This window comes from Catalinimonas alkaloidigena (genome assembly GCF_029504655.1).
Classification (GTDB): domain Bacteria; phylum Bacteroidota; class Bacteroidia; order Cytophagales; family Cyclobacteriaceae; genus Catalinimonas; species Catalinimonas alkaloidigena.
In genome coordinates this window covers 779,415-804,572 of record NZ_JAQFIL010000001.1, presented here as the reverse complement: position 1 = coordinate 804,572, position 25,158 = coordinate 779,415, and the positions used below count along the sequence as shown (strand labels likewise).

Below are 25,158 nucleotides of genomic sequence, written 5' to 3'. Positions count from 1 at the left end.
TAATAAGGTTATGTTATGTGTAAAGTACACCTTCTCTATTAGAAGAAGGTGCTTTGCTCAATGGGTTAGTACCCGGGATTTTGTTCCAACTGATTGTTGACGTCCATATCCTTCTGAGGAATAGGCCATAGATAATCTTTATCAGCGTTAAATACCCTTTCGTCTACCGCCCTATATAAGTCAGCCATACCTCCGTAATTGGGGTGACCAAATTCATCAATTTCAGGGGCAGCATTCAAATCTACATAAGCGCCTTTAGGGCGTCCCACCAAAGTACCTGACATCACGTGATCCGCAATGCGCCAGCGGTGGATATCCAGCATACGAAATCCCTCATCGGCCAGTTCTACTTTCCTTTCCCTCCGCACTATAGCTCTTAGCTCTTCTATATTGGTAGTAGTGATAGCAGGATACTCGCTGGTCTGGGAAGGATCTACCTGATAAGCCCTTGCTCTTATGGCATTAATGGCGTCCAGGATGCTATTGTCTACCTGGCCCATCTCAATTTTAGCTTCTGCATAGGTAAGCAGCACTTCAGCATAACGCATCAGGATAAAATTCAGCTGAGAATTCTGGCGGTTGATGGGTAGGTCCTCTTCGCTGGTGTACTTTCTCCAAAGATAACCCGTAAAAGACGCAAATGGATTGGTAACATCCTGGTTAGCCACACGTTTCTGTACTCCATCTACAACCTGCCAGGTTTCTACGCTGTCAGGATGGGTCTCAAATACATAAGTGGCAAACAGACTTTGAGGCCTGATAATGGAAGCGTCTAAGCGGGGGTCACGATTTTCAAAAGGGTTTGCCGGATCATAAAGAGGAGATTCGTCAATTGGCAAACCATCTACACATTCGTAAGAATCAATCATGAACTGTGAAGGCACAAAACGACTCCAGCAGCTGGTATTACGAGGGCCCTGCTCTCTGGGAATAGGAGTATCCAGAAAGCCTACCAGAAATGGCATGTCCAAAATCACTTCTTCCGATCTTTCTCCGGCATAGGTAAATAGTTCAGCGTAATTGGGATGCAGGCTGTATACCTGAGCGTCTATCACTTTCTGGGCTGCCTGCGCCGCCACCTCATACTCTTCGTTCATCAAAGCAATGCGGGCCTTAAGGGCAAGTGCCGCCCCTTGCGTAGCCCTGCCTTCTTCTGAACCTCCCCAACTTTCTGGCAAGTTCTGAGCAGCAAAATCGAGGTCATCTATGATATTGGCATATACTTCTGCTTTGGGCGTTCTTGCCACTTTTGCATCATCTATATTAGAAGGTATCTCGGTCACATAGGGTACATCACCGTACAGTGCTATCAGCCAGGAATAGAAATAAGCTCGCAAAAACCTGGCTTCTGCCTGTATCCTTGTATAAAAATCCTCAGTAACAACATCCTGAGCTCTTTCCATATTGACCAGCAAGTTATTAGCCCGGTTGATACCACTGTACATCTTTTCCCAGGTTTCGGCAAATCCGGAAGTCTCTGAAGTATGTGCACCACGAGAGTAGGTTTGCATTCCACTAAAGTCTGAGCGCAGAAAACCAAGATCGGTAGCATTATCCAGGGTTAGCGGATAAGGCATCCCCCCTGAACGCCAGTACAGATCGCGATATACGCCATTGATAGCTAAGGTCAACTCAGCCTGATTGGAAAAAAAGGTTTCATCAGAAGGCGCATCCAGAGGTAATTTCTCAAGGGCATCTTCACAACTGCTTATTACAAAAAGCAATAGCAGTACGCTAAATATTTTATGTATCAATTTCATGATTTAAGCAGTTTTAGGTTAGAAGTTGAGGTTTAGTCCGAAAGTATAGACTGAGGTAATCGGATAGGCCGCCCCTGCCGTACCATTGGGTGCTTCAGGATCAATTCCCTGGGGCATATTGTCAATGGTAAAGAGGTTTTGTCCGGAGAAGTAAACTCTCAGGTTGTCAAGAAAATCATTCTGTATTACCTGATCGGAGAAAGTATATCCGAGGGTTAAGTTTCTCAACCTCAAATAGGATGCATTCCAAACCCAGAAGTCTGAGGTTTCATAATTGTTATGGCTGGTAGTAGCCACCAAACGAGGATGCGCTGCATCCGGATTTTCAGGTGTCCAGTAATCCAGATGCCAGTCCTGTATTTTACCCGCATTCTGGAAGGCCCATACCGCATCTCCGCTCAGGTAAAGGTCTTTTTTACCTACCCCCTGGGCAAAAACTGAAAGGTCAAAGCCCTTATAATCCAACGATATATTTAATCCATATGTCAATCTGGGAAAGGGATTTCCGATGATAACCCTGTCTTCAGAATTAATCGCATCATCCACTTCATCGGGCACTCCATCACCGTTCGTATCTTCGGTCAGCATATTCACATAACGAATATCTCCAGGGGCCAAAGCTCCGAATTGTTGCGGGGCATTATCTATTTCTTCCTGGGTCTGGAAATAGCTGATGGATTGATAACCGTAGATGGAGTTGATAGGATCACCTTCTCTGATAATGCTGGAGCCGCTGATGTAGGGGCCTGTTCCTACAAGATCAGTCACTTCATTGATTACGTTTGAAACATTGGCGTTGATACTGTAGCTAAATTCACCTGCATTATTTCTCCATCCTAATCCCAGATCCCAGCCGGCATTTTTTACCTGTCCGGCATTCTGGAAAGGGGCATTCAGTCCAATAGTAACAGGTATAGGCAGCTGAAGTAGTATGTCTTTGGTATTGCGGATATAATACTCAGCCGAAAGAGTAAACCTATTGGCAAACATTCCCACATCAAGGCCGAAGTTTGTCGTTTCCGTGGTCTCCCAACTGATATCCTTATTGGCCAGATCAGTTTGGGCAGCTCCGCTTTGGGGGGTACCGCCGAATAGAAAATCATTGCCCAATGCTATCACTGAAGCAAAAGGATAAATGATAGGATTATTATTGTTATCCACTAAATTCTGGTTACCCAACTGTCCCCATGAAGCTCTTAGCTTTAGGTTGCTAATCAAACCCACGTTGGACATAAAAGCTTCTTCAGAGATTCTCCATCCGGCTGAGAAGGCTGGAAAAATACCGTACTGATTGCCTTTGGCAAAGCGGGATGAGCCATCTCTTCTTACATTTGCTTCAAGTAAGTACTTCCCCTGAAAATCGTAGTTAAGCCGGGCAAAATAAGATTGTAGCCCCCACTCTTCGGCAGTGCCTGAGTTCTGCATATTTTCCTGAGAACCTACGTTGAGCTGGGGATAGTCCTGCAGTGGGAAATTATCACGGTAGGCAGTAAAACGGTCCCAGTGATAGGTGATCAGTTCATAGCCTAATAAGCCCTTGAAAAAGTGATCACCCAATTGCTTTTCGTAGGTGGCTACTGCGTTCATGTTGTTAGTCAGCGCCCTTTGGTTGTACTGTGAAAGAGAGTTTCTTCCCGGAAAAACATACTCCAGGTCAGCTGTTTCAAAGTTGTAGACTTCGTAATTACGGGTAAATTCTTTACCTACATCATCTGTGTATTCAGGAGCATACATAAATGATACTTCCATTCCTTCAAGGGGCTGATATACGGCCCTTAAAATTCCCCGGAAGTAATTGTATTGATCTTCATCAAAACCTCCTTCATTTGCTATAGCTACAGGGTTTTTCCCATTCCAGCCCGGCCCCCAGCTACCATCTGAGTAAACGGCCGCGGCAATGGGCGGAATTCTATAGGCCTGCCGGATCACATCATCCAGACTTCCGGAAGGTTGATTACGGATAGATCTCCTGATGTTCAGGTCAAAGTTAACCGATAGCTTTTCAGATACAGTGAGATCAGTATTCAGTCTGGCCTGATACCTCTTGAAATTATAATTAGGCACATTACCGTTCTGGTCCATAAAAGAGACGGAGCCTAAAACCTTAGCAAATTCATTACCTCCTGACAAGCTCAGGTGATGATGCTGCTGAAAACCATTTTCGGTAAACACCTCATCTATCCAGTCAGTATTGGGGTAGAGGTCGGGATTACTTTGATAATTTTGTTGCCACTCATTGATAGACTCCTGGCTGTAAAGCGGGTCCTGTCCCAGGTTTTCGCGGGCCAGGTTATGATAGGTCATATACTCATAGCCCCCCAGATATTCGGGAAAGTTGGTAGGCTGCTGCCATCCTCCATAGCCGCTATAATTTACTTTGAACTCTCCGCTTGCACCTCTTTTGGTAGTGATCAGTATTACACCATTGGCTGCACGGGAGCCATAAATGGAAGCCGCCGCCGCATCTTTCAAGACTGACATGCTTGCTATGTCACGAGGATCTACGCCATTCATATCGCCGGGCACTCCATCAATCAATACCAAAGGATTAGAATTACCCAATGTGCCTATTCCACGAATTCTGATGGTAGCGCCATCCGCTCCGGGCTGGCTGGAATTTGATGTTACAGTAACGCCCGGCATTTTGCCCTGCAAGGCTTGGGAGGTCTGCATCACGGGTTGTCTGGAGATTTCCTGTCCCTCCAGGGTTTCTACCGAACCGGTAAGGTTTTCTCGTTGCTGTTCACCGTACCCTACTACTACGACTTCCTGCAGGCTTTGCAGATCGGGAGAAAGTTCTAAGTCAATTGTAGAATGGTTACCTACATTTACTTCCTGTGTCTCATAACCTACGGAACTGAAAACCAGCACCGCATCTGACCCAGGTACAGTAATGGAGTAATTTCCCTCCACATCTGTTACCGTTCCCTGGGTAGTGCCTTTTACCAGTATATTGACTCCCGGCAATGGACCAGAATCATTTAAGGATGTCACAGTACCCGTGACGTTTCTCTCCTGTGCCAGCAACTGCATGCTGACAAGAAGCAGTATCGCACATAGTTTAAAAGCTTTCATAAGCACTGATGTTTAGGTTGTACATGTGTATTAGTTTTATGTTAGATGTATAAAAAATAAGCCTGCCGGAACATCCGCTGAGGGGTGCAGCAGTTCTATTGTCAGGCTTTTAGTTTGAATCACTTGATCAAGTCTGATATTATTGATGGTTTGATGATTTTCTTTTTCATGATGAATTACCTTTCCTGTTTCATCTCTAAGAATATATTCTCTGACACAAAAGGGCATTACATGTTCCGGATGTCCCATGAGAGAAGATTCCAGCGGATGATCAAAATCGGTATCAAAATGCAGTTGAATGTTTTGGATCTGCTGAGTTTCTGTCCACTGTAGCTGTAAGGTGGGATGCGTATCCAGCGGATTGGCCACCCATGCATTGCTTCTTATATAAGGACGCGTAAAACCATTCAAGAGTAGTTCAGTCCCGTAAGCTTCCAGACCGGGGCTGATTTGCATGCCTATATTGTGTCCCTCAGGGCGCCTGATAGGTGTCCAGAACTCAAAACTGTCTATGCCTAATGCTTCGGGAGGCTCCTGCTTTCCTGTGTTGGAAACAGCTTTATTTCCGTGGTTGAATACTGAAAGGATACCACTCAGCCTCTGTCGACTTCCTTTCAACTGTACATGCTCATGATTGAGGAATGTCAAAAAAGCATATTGATCTTCTTTGAGCGTTTTATCAAAAGAGATATCCAGGTACTGCTCACCTTTATGCAATGAGAGCGTTTTACTGCTGAGTGTGATGTCAGGCGTATAATTCTTTACCTTGCTGCTTACTCTCAGTTCACAGCTTAGCTCAGTGACTTCTTCGGCATTGATAAGTAGCCTGAATTGATATTTTTGTCCGGCCTGTAGAGGCAGCATTTGAGCAGCACCATGCTTCAGCGACATCCAAGGCCCGTCAAATGGAATTTCATGAATATTCAGCGTGCTGGAGGCTTCTATTTTTGCCTTATACAAGCGATTTTCTTCTCCTTCCAAAGGAGTATCAGGTATGCTCTGTCCCCTCAGGTTAAGCTTGTTTTGCAGCACTTTGATTTTACCTTGCTGATAGATTTGAACAGGTTTAAGCTGATATGCTTTACATAATGAAGCGGCCATGCCTACCGCCTGCGCGCCATGGGCACAGGTAGCCATCACCCGGCTGGAGCCAAAAGCTACATGAGTAGCACTAATGATACGGCCGGCCAGAAAGAGATTTGAGATGTCCTTGCTATAGTAGCAGCGGTAGGGGATCTGATAAGCACCCTTGCTGTGCCATTGGTTACAGCCCATTTTATCACTATATACCCCATCGGCAGGATGCAGATCCAGCGACCATCCCCCAATCGCTACCGCATCTTCATGCTCTCTTTGCTCTACCACATCTTTCTGGTTGAGGATATAATCCCCGATAAAACGGCGACTTTCTCGCTTACCGGGAATAGTACCTAACCATTCCAACGTCAGATTTTCTGCTTCAGGAAATTCTCCACTGTTTTTGATATAGTCAAAAATTCCATAGACCACCTTCCATAATTCCCATTTGATTTCTTCTGCCTGATGTATGGTATCCATCCTTCCTCCGTACTCTACCCACCAAAGGCGACAACCGTGGTCCTGCAACTGGAAGTTGCGGATTCGGGGAAGTTCACCCGCATCTTTGATGGCAAATGATGGCGCCTGAAACTTGACAGGGTGGCCAGCGTCCTTGGTGTAGAAATAGATAGAATGGCCCAGTAACTCTCCATAATCTTCTACATCAGGGGCAAACCCTTCCTCAAACTCTTCAGGTGGTTCCGCACCCATACGAAAAGAAGCACCCGACAAAAAGGCCACTATTCCGTCACCGGAAGCATCACAGAAAAGAGGAGCTTCCAGTCGGTATTGGGTAGAATTTTGACTACAAAATGCTTTTACAGCTTTGATCTCCCTGTCTGACTTTTTTTCAATTTCATACACTGCCGTATTTAGCAGCAAGGTGATATTCTCTTCAAGCTTGATTTTCTCCAGCAGAATGGTATCCAGCATCAGGGGGTTACCCTCTTTGTTCCGGTAGACATTTTCCAGAAGAATTTCATCAATCACTCCTCCTTCTCTGGCCCAGCGGTTATTGTTACCCATATGAGAAGTAGCCCCCAGGATCCAGAGACGGACTTCGCTGGAAGCATTCCCTCCTAAAACCGGACGATCCTGAACCAGTACTACCTTCAGCCCTTCTCTGGCAGCTGTAATCGCACAGCACACTCCCGACATTCCTCCTCCTACGATTACCAGATCTGCCGAGTAAGGCTCTTCCCTGAGCTGTCTTTTACTTTTAAAACCCTCCCTGATCATGCGTTTTCTGATTTAAGATTTTTCATTTTTTTCTTTTGATTGAGCCATTGGCCTACCAGCACGATGAGAAGCCCCATACCTGCTACCAGCCACCCATTAGAGTTAGCAATTACCCCAAGTATGCCGATCAGTATTCCAATAGCGCTAAGTGTATAAGACAAGACTTTAATCCCGTAGCGATTTTCTTCTGATAATGAGGCTTCATCCTCCGATTCCTGTTCAGCAATTTTACTGCTCGCAAGGCAGTCCGCCTGATATCTCAGATATTCCTTGCTCACGCTGCTTTTTACAACTGCATACACCTCATAGATGGCAAGTAGCAAGAAAGGCAGCATAGCCCCCAACAGCATCTCAGCAGAACGGCCTAATGTAATATCCAGAAAAAGGGGACTAAGAAACTTGAAAAAAAGGTTGATAGCTAAGCTTAGAATGGTGCAGGAAAGTATGGAAACAGAGGTATGTCTTTTGGAAAAGAGCGCCCAGATGGGTGGCCCGTAGAGGGAGCAACCCGTTACTGCGCCAATACTCAGGACTACTTCCACAATACCGCCGACAGCAGGCACCATCAGCGCTACCAGTATGGTACCTATCCCAAAAACGACAGTAGCCAATCTGGCTACCTGCATCACCTTTTTTTCGGAGGCCGAGGGACGAAATACTTTAAATAAATCATTGGTAAATATGGCAGATGCCAGGTTGAGCGTAGTATTTACTGAACTGGCCGTGGCAAATATCATCCCTCCCAACATTAAACCTATCATACCGGCTGGTAATACTGCCTGACACATCAAAAGATAGGCTCCTTCATTTTCCAACCCGCTCAAATCTGTGCTCACTCCTCTGTAAAGCATAGGAGGAAGCATCCAGATCAGCGGGCTAACCAAATAAAGAAAGCTAAATAAGTAGCCTACTTTTTTGGCCGACCTGTTGCTGGAGACCGAGGTATAGCGCTGTACATAGGCCCAGTTGCCACCAATAAAAATGGCGTTGTAAATGCTGAAAGCTATTAGAAAAGTCCAGCTGTATTCTCCCTGCGTAATAGCAAAGAAGTCAGCTGGCACACTTTCCTGAAAATTTACAAACCCTCCTACTTTATCAATCGCTAAAGGCACCACAATCAAAACCGCTGCGGTTAGTACTACGAACTGCAAAACATCGGTAACAATCACTGCCCAAAGCCCTCCGCTGGCTGTGTAGAGAATAATGAGTATACCCAATCCTATAATACAGCTACTAATGTCAATTCCCGTAGAAACATTGATAATCTTGGCTACCGGATATAGAAACGCACCTGTATAGCCCAGTGAGATAAAGAGCACCAGGTAGGTGTAAAATTGCTGCGTCTTAGCGTTTAGGCGATTTCTTAAAAATTCTGCTGCAGTGAGTGCTCCTGTTTTTCTCCAGGCAGGTGCAATAAACATACCTACCAAAAATCCACCCACACACATGGTAAGCTGTATGGAAACAGCTACCAGACCATATTCATAGGCGATAGAACCCCAGACTACGAATGTTCCCGCAGAAAAGAAACTCATGAAGAGAGACAGAGAACTGATGGGCCAGGGCACAGCTCCTCCCGCGGCAAAATATGACTTCAGGTTCGCATTACCATTCCGGAAAGACATTCCTGCCCCAACGATGATCAGGGTAAAAACAGCAATGACGATGTAGTCCAATATTTCCATGAATATAATTTAGGTTGTTTTAGCAAAATCTGGTTTGGTTTGGTCTGGTCAGTAATATTATTAAATATTATCCATTAATGAAAAAATAAACTTTTTGAATTTATGTTTTTTTGAATATTTGTAATTTTTTATTCAAATTTTTAAATTATGTGAATTATTTTAATTGTATTTTATTGAAAGTAATTTCAAGCTTTACTATTAAAAAATCTCAACAGCAAGTCTTTCAGTATGACACTACCCAATACAGGCCAGAACTCTACTAGACCTAAGTTTCTTCAGCTGGCTGATGTGGTAATAGAACAAATCGAGAAAGGTAAGCTCAAGCAGGATGACCGCCTTCCTTCGGTAAACGAGATCATCAAAAACATGAAGATGAGCCGGGAAACAGCACTTAAAGGGCTGAATTACCTCAGTGAGCAAGGCATTATCCGTGCTGTCTTTCGCAAGGGATACTATGTACAAAGAACTGATGTCAGATTAGGGCTGCGTATATTCTTCATGCTGGATAAAATGACCACTTTCAAGGATGAACTTTATCATGCATTCTATGACACACTCATAGAATACGGAGAAATAGATGTCTACTTCCATCACCATAATTTCAGGCTTTTTCAGCAACTGATTGAAAATAACCTACAGAATTATACCCATTTCGTCATAGTCACATATTTAAAGGGTGATGTAGGAGCCGTGCTACAAAAAATTCCTTCAGACAAACTGATTATTCTGGATGCATTGGAGAAAAGCATGGGTGAGGAGTATGCCAGCGTATATCAGGACTTTGAAAATGACATTTACCGTTCCCTGAAAGAAGCTTATGAACTGCTCCAACAATACGATTGCCTCACACTCGTAGCTCCCTCTACCCTTTTCCACCTGGCCCGTGCAAGAAAAGGCTTCCTGCGGTTTTGTAAAGAACATCATTTCAAACATCAGGAAGTGGATGGCATTGATATCACAAATTTTCATCAGAATAACGTTTATATCACCCTCGCCGCTTATGACATTGACGAAGTCAAAATCATCAAACTGACTCATGAAAAGGGCTGGCAATTAGGAAGAGAAGTTGGCCTCATTTCCTATAATGATACCCCCGTAAAAGAAGTACTGGAAGGTGGCATCACGGTAATAACTACTGACTTTGCCAGTATGGGTAAAAAAGCAGCTGAAATGATTATTAGCGGTAAAAAAAAGAAAGTCGCCAATACCACCAAACTGATTATCCGTAAGTCTCTATGAGGGTAGAGCATTACATTTACAAGAAAACCCCGTCAAGGTCAATCTATTATGATTTTTTGAGTAAGGAGGAAGCAATAGTACCATAAATATTTTTGCCAGAATAAAAATCAGGTCTAATCAGCAGCATTTTTTTGGTCTAATCCATACTACGGTACATTTTCTGAATCGGACTGTGGAGCCAGTGCGACGCAGGCCCACGGCTTCTGCGCCTCAGCTTGTGTCTTCACAAACTGGAAATGTACAAGAATATAAAGCAAACCCTTAGCCATAAGCTCCTTGCTTACATCCATCACTTAAGGAGTAGATTTTACTGCGCCTAACTTCCTGATGAGGTATTCCGCGGCAGCCTCGTTTACCTTGTGCTGGTTGGCATACTTCATAAAATGATGTGTATCGTCTACAATCACGATAGTTTCCATAGGCACATCTTTTTTCATCAACCTGCCTACCAGGTCTACACTCTGATGAAAGTTTACATTACGATCATCATCTCCGTGAATAATCAAAACGGGAGATGTCCAGCTGTCTACTGCCGAAACCGGCGAAGATTGCCAGGCTACATCCATAGCCTCTTGCAAATCAGGAGCCTGCTCATACTCAGCAGCATCAAAAGCGTAGCGTCCCCCTACACGATTGTGTACGCCATGAATATCTACTCCCGCGGCGAAGAGGTCGGAATCGCGTCCCAATGCCAGGGCCGTGAGATAACCACCGTAGGAGCCACCATAGATACCAATTCTGTCAGGATCTACAAATGACTGTTCCGCCAACCATTCTCCCGCTGCTTTTACATCCTGATATTCTGATGCTCCTCGGGATCCACCATCTACAGGCCTGTGAAACTCATAACCATAGCCAATGCCCAGCCGGTAATTTACCGATAGTACCACGAACCCCTGGCTGGCGAGGTACTGATTTAGCGCATAGGCATTAGAGTAATACGAAGAGTAATGCCAACCCAGCAACATCTGGCGGGGAGGCCCACCATGCACATAAATCACTGCGGGTTTCTGCCCCTCGCCATTCTCAGTACTAAACATGCTAGCATGAATTTGCTTTCCGTCGGGAGCATCAAAAACAACCTGCTCAGGTACTACAAGCTGATCTGTAGGGAAATCTGCTGGAATCAGTTCTTCACCAATTAAGTCTGGTTCTTCACTCGCCAGATTCATTACAGCCGGAAGAGGAGGCCTTTTGGCTCCAGCACTCAGATAAATGAGACTTTCACCATCTCCGGTAATCAGCGGGGTCCATTCATTGCCTTTACCGGGCGTCATTACCTGAGCATCTGCCTTATCTACCGAAACTTTGACAATATGCCTACGGTCAATATCAAATTCATCGGGGCCGGTATTGGCGGTAAACACCAGGGATTTTTTGTCAGGGCACAGTGAAATATACTCGGCCATATAGTCACCGGGAGTAAGTAGCAAAGGATCTCCTCCCTGCTCATCTATGCTGTACAGGTGAGGCCAGCCATCATGATAAGACAGAAAAGTAATATGACCATCAGCATAATTGAGGTTGAACCTCCCCTGTGTGGTAGGCGCTGAGCCTCGCATCGTATGGGGAGATTCCCATAGCTTTTCTACTTCCTCCGAAGCCGCTTCCTCCGAAGCCACTTTGGAAGAAACTACTTCTGCTTTCATCACCGACCAGGGACGAGGTATTGCCGCCAGGATAGAGTCGGGCTTTCCAGCCCTTATTGGCTGTCGTATAAATGCCAGTGACTGACCATCAGGTGACCAGCTTGGGTTACTGTCAAAGTGAAAGGAAGGGGCTATCCATTGTATGGGTGTTTCACGATTCTCAAAGATGCCTACATAAGAATGATCATCTCTGTCGGAGGTAAAGGCCAGCATACTCTCATCGGGCGACCAGACTGGTGATTCGCTCTCACCCCGGGCATAAAAAAGCTGTTCGGCTTCCTTACTTCCATCTACGGGTACTGTCCATACCTGATCGTTTTTGATGAAAGCTACCTGCTTACTGTCGGGAGAAATGGCAGGCGATATCCCCTCTCCCAACAATATTGTTTCACCACCATCAAAAGGGATGCTCCATAACCGGACTTTAGGAAGTACTGGCTGAGAAGCGGGATTTACCGGACGGGCATCATCCCAATTGCTGCCGAAATCACCCCCTCTGATATACACGACCCATTTCCCGTCGGGTGAGAGGATCACGGATGACAATTCCTGTCCATCATCCTGCTGGTAATTCGTAAGTTGGCGGACTTCAAAATCAGATCCCTCTGCTACGTAGATATTTCTTTTTCCTAGCGCATTTACAGCCCAGGCAATCCGGTTCTCTCCTCCTGAAGTGAGTGCATTGGGAAATGGATAAGAAGTAACCTGCTCCAGCGTAAAATCCCGCTGCTGCGCAGAAGTATGGAAAGAATAAGTACACAGAAGTAAAAACACTAACAACAACTTTGAGCAGTAAAAACACAATTTACATTCAAAAATCTGCTGAATAGAAAAGGCCATAGCTGTAAATTTTTAAGTAAAAAATCTCTCTGAGGATCAGTAGGTTTGGATATCAGTTTCATTGAGAGGGTAAAGCCCATCGGGAATATGCTGATAATCCAACTCACTCAGATGTACCGTGCCAAAATAGGGCTCAGGCGCATCTACGATAAAGATAGAGCCAGCATAATCAACCAGGTCAAAGCCTCTGCGAAAATGAGCCCTGGATTTCAGTACGATGATGTCCAGCTCACTCTGATCAATGTCCAACACATTAAAGATTGCCGGATAAGTTACCTGATAAAGATCAGGGCTGATGATCAGGCGGTTATTTTGACCAAACCGGATTACAGCAATTTTTTCAAATTCCCATCCATCTTTGGGATTAGCATAAGCACCAAAATATTCTAATGTACCGTTGATGATCACAGGCTCACCGCTTGATTCTGCCAGATAGCCTCCCACTGTCACACTCACCTCTTCCCCCTGCTGAACATTATTTTCAGAAAGTGAATCCAGTAAGGGGGCATCTTTGAGCGTAGCGATACAAAAGTTAGAAGCATTTTTTTCCATCAGTTCTCTGAGAATAAATGTGGCATCACCCATACGATCGCTATAGTCTCCTACCACTACCGGTGTCTGTCCCTGCTCTACGGCTTCTATAATTTGCGCGGCAGCTACCTCTGGCCGGGGATATTGTTTGTTGGCGAAACTTTCTCTCACCTTCCAGATGAAGCTGCTCATATCTTCAGCGATTTCGTCTGCCAGCGCCTGATCATTGTTCGTGATGACCATCACCGTAGCACCAACATCAGGCACATCCGACCAGGGAAAGCCATACAGCACCGACACATACACATCTTCTTCATGATCTTCCCAGATACGGCCCCTTTCCATAATTTCTATGGAAGGGTAGGTCTTGGTATCCTGCATCACCGTAGGCGTAATGACTCCGGGCTTGCGGGTTGCCATCACCGGTTGGTACTCTCCCTGCAAGATACGATGCATTAGGCGGGCAGCTCTCTCGCCCTGCTCTCCGGTATCATAATGAGGATAACGTTTGACTACGAGAACTGCATCAGCCGCCTCACTCAGTTCCTGGTCTTCATTGCCGTGCAAGTCCAGGGTGACAATGATGGGTATATCCCCTACTTCACTTCTGACCCGTCTTACGATCTCGGCCTCGGGTTTGGGAATACCGGTCACCGCCATCGCACCATGCAGAGACAGGTAGATGCCATCAAAAGGACCATAGGCTTTGATATCTTCCACCATAGCCTGGGTGTATTTATCAAAAGCTTCCTGGCTTACCCAACTGCCTGAGGAGCCTCCGTAGGGTGAGCGAGGGGAAGTTAATCCTAGCAGCTCAAAGTTTCCGTATTCCTTAGCTCTTTTCACAAAACCTTTGATGTAGGAACTGTAATCCAGCACCTCTTCTTGCTGAAGGGGTGGGCCATGGTATTCAAACTGTTCTATGCCGGTAGGCTCGGGACAAAAAGTACAGGTTTCATGACTGAAGTAGGCTACTCCGATTTTATAAGGCTGATTTTCAGCACTGTCTGTATATTCAGAAGAACCTACATTACACGAAAATATGAGAGGAGTCAGCAAGAGGCATAAAACACAAAAAAAAGGATATGTGCTCATCTGAGCACTTTTTTTAAGGTTGACGGAAGAGCATTTCAAAACACATATTTTCACAGAATACCATCTCTTCTTTGCAAATAATAAGAAATATATATTACTTAAATATTTCATATACATGATAAAATTTTAAATAATGAATCAAGCACAAAATATAAAACTGATTCTTTTTCCCCTACTGTTTTTAATTTTAATCTCCTGCAAAGAAAATCCTGACACTGAAGAATCTTCCTCGCTTTCGGCTGAAACCGAGTCGCAAATTGACTCCCTCTTTCTGGAATGGGAGATGGCTGACTATCCGGGGGGCAGTGTGGGAATCATGCGAGATGGAGAGATTGTATATGCGAAAGGCTTTGGCCTGGCCAGCCTGGAATATGGTATTCCCAATACCGACAGCACCTTATACAATATCGCTTCCGTTTCCAAGCAGTTTACTGCTTACGCCATGCTATTACTACAAAGTCAGGGAAAACTATCACTGAATGATGAAATACATCAATACTTCCCTGACCTGCACGAGCTGGGCTACCCTATCACTATCAAGCAAATGGTCCATCATACCAGCGGTCTCAGAAGCCTGCACGCCCTCATGCACATGGCAGGCTGGAGAGGGCAGGATAAGCGTACCAATGAAGATCTTATGCGACTGATGCACAGGCAGGAGGCGCTAAACTTCAGACCCGGCGATGAATATCTTTATTGCAATACGGGTTATATGCTGATGGCTGAGATTGTGGAGCAAATCAGCGGTCAAAATTTTATCTCATGGATGGATGAAAATGTTTTTACGCCTGTAGGTATGGAGCATACCTATGTCGAGGAAGAGTATGATCTGGTATCTAAAAATAATGCCACCTCATACAATTGGTACAGTCAAGACTCCTCCTACAGATATGCGGTCCCTTACTGGGGCTATGTAGGTTCGGGTAACATTCATACCAACATCTATGATCTGCTCAAGTGGCAGGACTTTCTAAACAACCCACCCGATGGGCAAAAAGAGACCGTGGCAGCTATGTTTGAAAGGGGAATACTCAACAATGGCGATACACTTGATTACGCCTTTGGCATGAGTACTTTTCAGGACTATCACGGAGAGCAGGGATTTGGTCATGGTGGTTCAATTGGGGGATTCAGGGCTTCTATTCAGTCGGTGCCTGAACATCAACTTAATGTGGTTGTATTAACTAATTTTTCTAACAGTGAGCCAGCGGAAAAAGCATTTCGCATCATAGATATTGTGCTGGAAAAAGCTATAGAAGAGGAAACTTCTGACGAAGAAGCAGAGACAGAAACCGCAAAGCCTATGGCAGTTTCACCTGAGGTTTCAGGTGAGTACTACAGTCCCGAGTTAAGTACTACCTATTACCTGAAGCTAAGCGATGATGAAACCGTCACCATTGGGCATACTCGCCATGGTACTTTTGATATGCAAATGCTAAGTCAGGATACGCTTTCCGGAGATCATTATGCTATGCGGGAGATTGTACTTAAACGAAACCCTAGCGGTAAAATAGCGGGATTCACAGCTAGTAATGGCAGAGTGAGAAATATGCGGTTTGTCAAAGTCAGATGATCTTATGCGCATCTTCTACACAGCAAGAATCATTACGCTCTTTTTACCATAAAGCCCCTGGATAAAGCTATGCCTGACATCCTGTTTACGCTGCTTAGCCCTTACTTTTTTTGGAGAAATTTCATTTTTTTGACTAAAGTCTTGTATACGACTTTACTCCAGCATTTGACTGCCTGGCTTAGGTATAATTATTTCATTTTCATTTAACTATTTAAAGTTGAATTTTTGAAAAATTTTGAGTATTTTATTTTATCTGTTTAAGCCAAACACAAACAAAATTATGTTTTTGATGTTCATACATGAATATTATAACATAACTTCCTATAATTGCAGCATAATAACACATCTCGTGTAAATCTTTTTTCTTACTTCTCAAAGTAAACATTTACTACCTAAATTTTACCATTATGATGAAACATCTATTGATGATTTTCAGCCTTTTGCTTTTTATCTCTTTTCAGGGATATGGGCAGGAGCGTACTGTATCCGGAAAAATTCTGGATGAAAATGAAGACCCGCTTCCCGGAGTTAATGTGGTCGTGAAAGGAACCACCATTGGTACGATTAGCGACATTGAGGGTAACTATAGCCTCAGCGTTGGCAGTAATGACGCCATCCTTGAATTTTCTTTTCTGGGCTTTAAAAATCAGGAGATTCAGGTGGGTAACCAGTCAACCATCAACGTAAACATGGAACCTGACCTGACTGAACTATCCGAAGTGGTGGTGGTAGGTTACGGCACCAAGAGAAAGGAAGAACTTACCGGCTCTGTGAATGTAGTAGACTCAGAGTCTATTCAGCAGGTTCCTACTCCTTCTTTTCAAGATGCCTTACAGGGAAGTTCACCTGGGGTGCAGGTGGTTTCTCAGGATGGTGCTCCCGGGGCAGGCATCTCTATTCGTATACGGGGTATTGGCTCTATCAATGCTTCCAATGAGCCTTTGTATGTCATAGATGGTATTCCTATTACCTCGGGCAGCGGATCGCTAACTACCACTGACTTCGACAATGGCGGAAGAAGTGCTAACCCTCTGGCATCAATCAACCCCAACGATATTGAAAATATTGTGATTTTGAAAGATGCTTCCTCCACTGCTATCTACGGTGCAAGGGGTGCCAATGGAGTAGTATTGATCACTACCAAGCAAGGCTCCCAGGGAGCGGCCAAGATTGATCTGAAAGCTCGTGTCGGGTTTTCATCTCCGGCCTTTAATAACTTACTTGAGCCTCTGAATGAAGAGCAATACCGTCAGCTCTACGTTGAAGGTTATGTTAATAACGGAAGTTATGATACTGAGCAGGAAGCACTGGAATTTTACAATCAGCAATTTCCTGATCAGGCAGACACAGACTGGCTTGATGAAATTACCCAGACGGGTGTTACCCAGGATTATAACATAAGTGTCTCAGGTGGCTCAGAAAAACTGAGATACTTTGTATCCGGAAATGTATTGCAACAGGATGGTATTGTAGTCAATAACAAATTTGACCGTTATTCAAGCAGAGCCAACCTAAGCGCCAGCCTGACCGATAGGCTTACCCTTACCAATAATTTAACACTCTCTTATTTTAACCAGAGAGGTATCACTGATGGTACACGCTGGCAGGCACCTTTTTATGTAGCTTACCTTATGGCACCTACCATACCGGTGTATGATGATCAGGGCTTATTCTATGCCGAACATGCTGATTTTTTTATGGGGGGCAACAACCCTCGGGGCCACCTTTCTGATGATAGAAGAGAGCGTGAACAAACCCGCATCATTGACAACCTGAGCATTGATTACGAAATCCTTGATAACCTTTCTTTCCGTTCAGCCTGGTCCTTTGACCTGATTCAGGTAGATGACTATATATTTAATAATGGTCGTTATGGTGACGGTAGAAACGCCAACGGAAGTGCACAGGAAGCAGCCACTGACCAACTCAACTGGCTGGGCACACAGACCCTGAATTACAACAACACTTTTGGAGAGGCTCACAACATAGATGTACTGCTGGGATACGAAGCACAACATGTAAAAACCGATCAGTTAGACATCTCTACTGAAGGATTTTCACACCCTTCACTGATCTACGTTTCTGCAGGGGCCAACCCACAGTCAGAGACCTTTAACAGCCGCTCAGAGTTTGCGTTTCAATCTCTCTTCAGCCGGGTAAGCTATGATTTTGATCAGAAATATTACCTTACCGCTTCCCTGAGAAGGGACGGATCTTCCCGCTTTGGCCCAGAGTCTCGCTATGGTACTTTCTGGTCGATAGGAGGTGCATACTCCATAAGCGAAGAAGGCTTTATGCAGAATGTCGGCTTTGTTGATTTTCTGAAGCTTAGAGCCAGTTATGGTAAAACAGGTAACGCCAATATTGATGACAACAATGCCGATACTGATGATAACTACCTGTGGGCTGAGACCTATGGGTTTGCCCGTGAGTATGATGGTACTCCTGGTGCGGCCCCCCTCTCTATCGGAAACCCGGGGCTTACCTGGGAATCACAAGGTAACTTCAATGTAGGTGTTGACTTTACCGGTTTCAATAACCGAGTGAATGCTAATGTAGAGTATTTCATCAGACAGTCTACTGATCTAATCCTCAACCGGCCTCTTTCCCGTACCACCGGATTCCGTGAGCAGCTTTCCAATATCAGTGATATGGAAAACAGAGGTATTGAGATACAACTGGGTGCTGACCTGATTTCAACGCCTGATTTCTTATTGAATGCAGGAATAAACTTTACGGCCATTACCAACGAAATCACCAGCCTGGACGAAGCTATCGTGGATGGTACCAAACGGAGAGAAGAAGGGCGTGATTTCCAGGAATATTACCTCTACGGATGGGCGGGGGTTGACCCGGCCAATGGTGATCCACTCTGGTATACTGATGAAACCAAGTCAGAAACTACCAACCAGATCAATAACGCGCTTCGCTTTTATGATGGCAAAAGTGCGACCCCTGACTTCTTCGGTGCTTTCAACCTGAGAGCTCAATACAAGGCTTTTACTCTCTCAGGGCAGTTGAACTACCAGTTCGGAAACTATGTGTATGATGGCCCCGGATGGGTAATCCATGGTGATGGCAGATTTACACCTCGTAGTACTTCTACCTATGCTTTTAATAACCGATGGACCACTCCCGGTCAGCAGGCTATCTTTCCTCAGCACCGCTGGGGTGGTAACCAAAGCTCTAACCAGCAGGACTCAGACCGCTACCTCTTTGAAGGAGATTATATGAGACTTAGAACTGTAAGCTTAGCATATAATCTTCCTGCCAGTGTGCTCAGTACACTGAACCTCCGTTCACTGCAACTTTCAGTATTGATGAATAATTTCTGGACCTGGACCAAAGATGATCAATTATATTTTGATCCTGAACAGACTATTAGCGGTGTTTACAATACAGTTACACCCATCAATAAGACTGTCAGTTTTGTGTTAAACATTGGTATTTAATTGTAGAAAAGAATCATATGAAGACTATAAGATATATATATAAATCGCTCCTATTGATCCCGCTAACGCTGTTGAGTGTTTCCTGCGGGGAGGATTTCCTGGACCTGCAGCCTCCCTTGCAGGTAGCTAATTCTGATTTTCTGGAAACTGTAGACGACTTTCAGGCTGCTGTACTCGGAGCTTACGACCAGATGCAGCTGGCCGACTACTACGGGCGCTACTTTGTGCTGGTCCCAGATATTATGGGAGAAGACATCAAGCAAAACGCCAGTGCCAACCGGGGAAAAGAGTGGGCTGAGTATAATGGTGCCCCTACTACCAACCAGAGTGAACATCGTGAGTTCTGGGCAGAAATCTATGAGATCGTCAACATGGCGAATCAAATGATCAATGCTGAGTTTGCCCCCCCTGCCAGCCGTCAGGAGGAGTTTGAAAACTTACTGGGACAGGCTTATGCCATTCGTGCATTAGGCCATTTTGATCTGGTCCGATTATTTGCTCAGACCTATACATTCACTCCGGATGCTTCACATCCGGGTATCCCTGTAGTGACTGAATTTGACCCGGAAGCACGCCCTGTGCGTAATACGGTAGCGCAGGTTTATGACCAGATTATCGCTGACTTTGAAACTGCGATCCCTCTCCTGACTTCGGACCCGGACAATGCAGGGACAATAAGCAGAGAGGCGGCGCAAGCCCTGCTTTCAAGAGTATATCTTTACATGGGCCGCTACACCGAAGCTGCTGCTTTGGCAACTGAGGTGGTCAACAGCGGAAGATTTACTCTCGTGAGCCAAGCAGCTTACCCTAATCAGTTTCTGGAAGGCAACTCTTCTGAGGCTATCTTTGAAATTATCTTCAGCCAGTTGGACAATCCCGGCTCAGATCATTTAGGGAATATGTACAAAAGCTCAGGTTATGGTGACTACCTCCCTTCTCAGCAACTATTTGCGCTTTTTGAAGAAGGTGATATTAGAGCAACATTATTTGCCGACGACGATAACCTGGACGGGACTATTTATGCCAATGCCGAAGGGGAAGGAAAGCGTGTTTATAAATACCCCAGTGAAGGAGCTATCATTGCTACTGACAATGTGCCGGTAATACGTTATTCCGAAGTGCTTTTGAATCGTGCCGAGGCACTTGCCAAAACCGGAGATGACGCTGGCGCGCTGGCTGACTTAAATATGATTCGCGAACGTGCTGGCGTAGACCCACTGAGTGGCCTGAGTGGACAGGCTTTGGTGGATGAAATCCTGCTGGAAAGAAGAAGAGAGCTGTTTGCGGAAGGGCACCGCGTATTTGATATTACAAGAAACGGACAGGACCTGGTACGTACGGATTGTACTTCCCCTACCTGTATAGTAGAGTTCCCTGATCCTAATTTTATCCTACCGTTACCGCAGGAGGAAACGGATGTGAATCCAAATATTGAGCAGGCTCCCGGTTACGGCACCTGATCTGTCTTAGCATCCCTGCAGGCAGGAATTGTATGTAAATGAGTGTTAAATAATTCCCATTTACAATTCCTGACTGACTAAACCTTTCCTTCAGTCACTCGCTTCTGCTAAAAACATATTGGGAGCTTGGGGCTGAAGGAAAGTGTTTTTTATATTTACATACTCCTTTAGCCAAAAAAATTCAAAACATTTGCCTTGTCTCCATAGTCCCGGGAAAGTTGAATATTAGTTTTCTCAGCTTTGTAGAAAAATGACAAAATATACCCATGTGTTTTGATCAGATCATTTTACATTCCCAAGATCAATTGTCAGAAAATCGTTTTTCGTACACAACAAAAGCAATGGGCAATCTGCATACATATTTTTCAAGCACAGGACATTCAAAAAACCTATTATGACAAAACAGGCACTACTAATTTGCAGTATTTTAATCTTCTCTGTTCAAGGAAATCTCCATGCGCAGCTCTTTCAAAAGAAGAAAAAGGAAAGTAAAGAAGCAGAGAAAGAGAGCAAATTCACTGATTATGACCAACTTATCACCGCCGATGCCCGGAGCGATGAAGGTCTATTCACTACCCATTGGGTGGATGACAAAGTGTATTATGAAATGCCTTTTGATAAACTTAAAAAAGACATGCTGTGGGTGAGCCGTATCGCCAAGCTTCCTGGTAATTTTGGGGGAGGCTATACCAATGCGGGGTCCAAAATCAATGAGCAGGTTGTACGATGGTACCGGAGAGGAGATCATGTGGATTTAAAAGTGATCAGCTTTCAGAATGTGAGCGATGAGGAGTCCCCGATTTATCAATCTGTACAGGCGAATAATTTTTACTCCATCTTATTCAGCAGCAAAATAGAGAGCTTTAATCCAGACTCTACAGCTTTGCTCATTGATATCACTTCCATTTTTACTGATGAAGTAAGGGCCATCAATGCTATGCCTGACCGTTTGAGAAAGCAATATGAAGTAAAGCAATTAGACAAGAGCCGCACATATATTGAATCTGTAAAGTCATTTCCCGAGAATATTGAGATAAAACATGTCATGACATACGATGCGGCTAACCCACCGGAAAGTGACCAGGCCGGTACCATCAGCTTACTGCTCAACCAATCCATGATACTGCTGCCCGAAGACAAGATGCAGTCCCGCCTGGCTGACTATCGTGTAGGGTGGTTTACGATCAAAAAATACAATTATGATTCGGATGCCCTCAAGTCTGATGATTATGAGCTTATTCGCCGGTGGAGACTTATGCCCAAAGACATAGAAGCCTACAAGCGAGGCGAATTGGTAGAACCCGTCAAGCCTATCGTGTATTACCTTGACCCTGCTACACCCGAGAAATGGAGACCGTATTTCAAGCAGGGCATAGAAGACTGGAACCAGGCCTTTGAGAAAGCAGGTTTCAAAAATGCGATCATCGCCAAAGACGCTCCTTCTGAAGAAGAAGATCCGGCGTTTAGTCCCGAAGATGTACGCTACTCAGTGGTCAGGTATGTAGCCAGTACCACCCGAAATGCTATCGGTCCCTCAGTGACTGATCCCCGCACCGGAGAAATTATTGAAAGCGATATCATCTGGTACCACAACCATTTACGTTCTTACCGCAACCGCTACATGATTGAGGCAGGCGCCCAAAACCCATCTGCCAGAACATTACAAACTCCGGAAGCTGAAATCGGAGAGATGATGCGCATGGTGATTGCCCACGAAGTGGGGCATGCCCTGGGCCTACCGCACAATATGAAAGCCAGTGCTGCTTACCCAACTGATTCTCTACGTTCGGCTGACTTTACTCAACAATATGGGCTTACACCTTCCATCATGGATTATGCCCGTGTAAACTATGTTGCCCAGCCTGAAGATAAAGGGGTGCGCTATATCAGAATGATGGGACCTTATGATGAATATGCCATCAACTGGGGCTACCGTTATCTGCCCGAAGCACAAACTAAAGAGGATGAAAAAAATGTACTGGACTCCTGGATTTTGGAGAAAGCCGGAAATCCCTGGTATGAGTTTGGGAGCAGTAATTCAGGAATTGATCCGCAATCACAGACAGAAAGCCTGGGGAAAGATCAGGTCAAAGCCAGCGAGTACGGCTTGGCGAATATGAAAAAAGTAGTTCCCAATCTTGTCGCATGGACTTCGGTAGATGGACAGGGATATGACGAACTGGCGGAAGTGTATCGTGAACTCAGTTATATGTGGCGCGGCTACATTTCACATGTGATCACCAATATCGGCGGCGTTTATGAAACCAGAAAAACTGCCAATCAGGATGGCGCTATGTATGAGCATGTGCCCTTATCTATGCAAAAGAAGGCCATGGCTTTTCTGAATGAGCACGCCTTCAGTAGTCCTGACTGGCTGATGAATGCTGAGATTCTGGACAGGATAGAACCCGCCGGAGCCATAAAGCGAGCAAAGGCCATTCAGACATGGAGCCTGGAGCGTTTGCTGGATGAGGAACGGCTGCTGCGCATGGTAGAAAATGAAAGCTTCAACGGAAGCGAAGCCTATTCTGTACTTGACATGCTGGATAATTTGAGAAGAGGGATTTTCGCTGAACTGTACAACGGAAAAGCAGTAGACGCTTACCGTAGAAATTTGCACAGAGCTTATATAGACATCGCAAAATCCAAACTGGACTTACTTCAGCAGGAGCAGCCTGAGCGCGATGATGAAGAAATTATCATTTCAGATATCATTCCCCTGATGAGGGCTGAGCTGGAACAATTGTCTAGAGATCTAAAAAATCACAGCCAGAGAAACGCTGACAAAATGAGCAGAATTCATTGGAACGACCTTATTGCCAGAATTGATGATACTCATAAATAACTTTCTCAGCTTATTTTCAGGCACTTTCATCTTCACACAATTTTAAACCGATTTACCAGATGAACAAATTCATCATGTTGTGCTTCTCGCTCAGCCTGTGCTTTATAGCCTGCACTTCTCCTAAGCAGAATGAAGCTGTAAGGCTTGAAGAACTCACCATCGCTGATATTCATCAGTCTTTTGAAAACAAGGAATACAATAGCGAGCAATTAGTACAGGCTTACCTGGACAGGATCAGCCAGGTGGACACTGACCTCAACGCACTTACCTACATCAATCCCGACGCATTGGAGATCGCCCGTAAGCTTGATGACGAATATGCTGAAACCAATAGGTTACGCCCGTTACATGGCATTCCATTGGTCGTCAAAGATAATATCAATACCCAGGGGATGCCTACCACCGCCGGTTCACTGGCATTAGAAAATTTCGTAGCGGAACAAGACGCATTCATCATCCAAAAACTGCTAGATGCGGGAGCGATCATTCTTGCTAAATCCAATATGGCGGAGTGGGCTTTCAGTCCTATGCATACCGAAAGCTCCACGGCAGGCACTACCCATAACCCTTATAATCCTGACTATGTGCCGGCAGGTTCCAGCGGTGGAACGGCAGCAGCGATAGCTGCCAATTTAGGAATTATAGGATTAGGAACGGATACCGGAAACTCTATTCGTGGCCCTTCTTCTCACTGCGCTTTGGTAGGATTCCGCACTACGCTGGGCCTGGTAAGCAGAAGTGCCATAGTACCTTTGTACCTGCGCAATGATGTGGTTGGACCTATGTGCCGAACCGTAGAGGATGCTACCCGTGTCCTGGAAGTGATTGCCGGAGAAGATCCTGCTGACCCGCTTACCGCTTATGCTGAAGGAAAAATACCCGGAAACTACCAGCAATATTTACAAAAAGATGGATTAGAAGGAGCCAGAATTGGCGTACTCAGAACGCTGAGTGAAAATGAGCCAGATCCGGAGATACACGCACTCTTTGAGCAGGCCATCTCAGACCTGGATTCCCTCGGAGCTATAATTGTTGATACCCTTGTGATCCCTGACTTTGACAGCTTGCGACAAAATCAGTGGTGCGCAGCATTCCGGGAAGATCTGGAAACTTTTTTGGCCACTTATGTACGGTCTGATACGCTCAAAACTTTGGAAGATATCATAAGAATTGGCACCAAGTCTGAATTCGCGCAAGGCCGACTGGAAAGACAGGCAGAAAACCGCGGAAGATATGAGGAACCGGAAGTGCCTTGTCTGAACCCTTACGAAGACGAGAGGCGCATTGCCTTCCGTACTGCGATTGAGCGAGTCATGGACTCGCTGCAAGTGGATGCCATCATATACCCTTCCTGGAATCATCCTCCTGCGCATATTGAGCGTTTTTCCGAAGAATACGAAGGCGACAACAGTCAAATCATTGCCCCTCATACCGGTCAGCCTGCTTTTACGGTACCTATGGGTTATACTGAGGGAAATTTACCGGCAGGACTTCAGTTTTTAGGCCGTATGTACGATGAGCCTACTCTGATCAAACTCATGTACGCCTATGAACAAGCTACACAACACCGAAAGGCACCTAAGCTGTTAGAGTAAATAAAAAAGTACTTACCGACACACTTCAGTAAGTACTTCAATT

At 45.0% G+C, this 25,158-nt stretch carries 12 protein-coding genes; 6 read left to right on the top strand and 6 right to left on the bottom strand.

What is annotated here, in order from left to right; translation table 11 throughout:
• Positions 1-65: 65 nt before the first annotated feature.
• The 4 genes from OKW21_RS03370 to OKW21_RS03355 are packed head-to-tail and all read right to left on the bottom strand — an operon-like array spanning position 66 to position 8,836.
• Positions 66-1,760: a RagB/SusD family nutrient uptake outer membrane protein gene (locus OKW21_RS03370; protein WP_277477284.1), complete on the bottom strand. Its 1,695-nt coding sequence runs from the start codon at positions 1,758-1,760 to the stop codon at positions 66-68.
• Positions 1,761-1,778: 18 nt separating this feature from the next.
• Positions 1,779-4,835 (bottom strand): SusC/RagA family TonB-linked outer membrane protein, encoded by a 3,057-nt coding sequence (locus OKW21_RS03365; protein WP_277477282.1) that lies wholly within the window; start codon positions 4,833-4,835, stop codon positions 1,779-1,781.
• Between the two features lie 36 nt (positions 4,836-4,871).
• Positions 4,872-7,151, bottom strand: a complete 2,280-nt coding sequence (locus OKW21_RS03360; RefSeq protein WP_277477280.1) for an FAD-dependent oxidoreductase — start codon at positions 7,149-7,151, stop codon at positions 4,872-4,874.
• Positions 7,148-8,836, bottom strand: coding sequence for a sodium:solute symporter family protein (locus OKW21_RS03355; RefSeq protein WP_277477278.1), 1,689 nt, complete (start codon positions 8,834-8,836; stop codon positions 7,148-7,150). The genes OKW21_RS03360 and OKW21_RS03355 overlap by 4 nt, the downstream gene beginning before the upstream one ends.
• Positions 8,837-9,064: 228 nt before the next feature.
• Here OKW21_RS03355 and OKW21_RS03350 point away from each other — a divergent pair, with 228 nt between their 5' ends.
• Positions 9,065-10,075 (top strand): GntR family transcriptional regulator, encoded by a 1,011-nt coding sequence (locus OKW21_RS03350; protein WP_277477276.1) that lies wholly within the window; start codon positions 9,065-9,067, stop codon positions 10,073-10,075.
• Between the two features lie 293 nt (positions 10,076-10,368).
• Here OKW21_RS03350 and OKW21_RS03345 read toward each other — a convergent pair whose 3' ends face one another.
• Positions 10,369-12,498 carry a S9 family peptidase gene (locus tag OKW21_RS03345; RefSeq protein ID WP_277477274.1) on the bottom strand — a complete coding sequence of 710 codons (2,130 nt, stop codon included), beginning with the start codon at positions 12,496-12,498 and terminating at the stop codon, positions 10,369-10,371.
• Positions 12,499-12,600: 102 nt separating this feature from the next.
• Positions 12,601-14,190 carry a M81 family metallopeptidase gene (locus tag OKW21_RS03340; protein ID WP_277477270.1) on the bottom strand — a complete coding sequence of 530 codons (1,590 nt, stop codon included), beginning with the start codon at positions 14,188-14,190 and terminating at the stop codon, positions 12,601-12,603.
• 133 nt (positions 14,191-14,323) lie between these two features.
• Between OKW21_RS03340 and OKW21_RS03335 the strand changes: the two genes are divergently transcribed.
• The 5 genes from OKW21_RS03335 (at position 14,324) to OKW21_RS03315 (ending at position 25,115) form a co-directional block, all read left to right on the top strand.
• A complete protein-coding gene (locus OKW21_RS03335; RefSeq protein ID WP_277477268.1) occupies positions 14,324-15,763 on the top strand; it encodes a serine hydrolase domain-containing protein in 1,440 nt (479 codons plus the stop codon).
• 407 nt (positions 15,764-16,170) lie between these two features.
• A complete protein-coding gene (locus tag OKW21_RS03330) occupies positions 16,171-19,215 on the top strand; it encodes a SusC/RagA family TonB-linked outer membrane protein (RefSeq protein WP_277477266.1) in 3,045 nt (1,014 codons plus the stop codon).
• A gap of 17 nt (positions 19,216-19,232) precedes the next feature.
• On the top strand, positions 19,233-20,675 hold the full coding sequence (locus tag OKW21_RS03325; RefSeq protein WP_277477264.1) for a RagB/SusD family nutrient uptake outer membrane protein: 1,443 nt from the start codon (positions 19,233-19,235) through the stop codon (positions 20,673-20,675).
• Between the two features lie 394 nt (positions 20,676-21,069).
• Positions 21,070-23,520, top strand: coding sequence for a zinc-dependent metalloprotease (locus OKW21_RS03320; protein WP_277477262.1), 2,451 nt, complete (start codon positions 21,070-21,072; stop codon positions 23,518-23,520).
• A gap of 59 nt (positions 23,521-23,579) precedes the next feature.
• Positions 23,580-25,115 carry an amidase gene (locus OKW21_RS03315; protein ID WP_277477260.1) on the top strand — a complete coding sequence of 512 codons (1,536 nt, stop codon included), beginning with the start codon at positions 23,580-23,582 and terminating at the stop codon, positions 25,113-25,115.
• Positions 25,116-25,158 lie beyond the last annotated feature (43 nt).